The sequence below is a fragment of the Rhodococcus sp. AC861 genome (genome assembly GCF_979256035.1).
This window is the reverse complement of sequence record NZ_CEEDMW010000077.1, coordinates 1-248: the sequence shown is the minus strand read 5'-3', so window position 1 is coordinate 248 and position 248 is coordinate 1. Positions and strand designations below refer to the sequence as shown.

Genomic DNA, 248 nt, shown 5'->3' with positions numbered 1-248 from the left:
GGGTTGACGTCGCGGTGCACCCAGCCGCCGCGGTGCGCGACGGCGAGGCCGTCGAGAACGGGTGGGAGAACGGCGACCGCGGCGTGGGGAGGCATCGGTCCACGCTCGCGGAGGAGTTCGCGCAGGGTTCCGCCCGCGACCAGTTCCATGACGAGGAAGGCGTGCTCTCCGTCGCGGCCGTGGTCGTACACGGCACCCCGTCCCGGGTGGCTGAGACGTGCCACGGCACGCGCTTCGAACTCGAACCG

Annotated in this window: 1 protein-coding gene; it reads right to left on the bottom strand. The window is 72.6% G+C overall.

What is annotated here, in order from left to right:
• Window positions 1-248, bottom strand: a 248-nt coding sequence (locus AC0IX4_RS23220; RefSeq protein WP_471831436.1) for a protein kinase domain-containing protein, incomplete at both ends; no start/stop codon positions are given.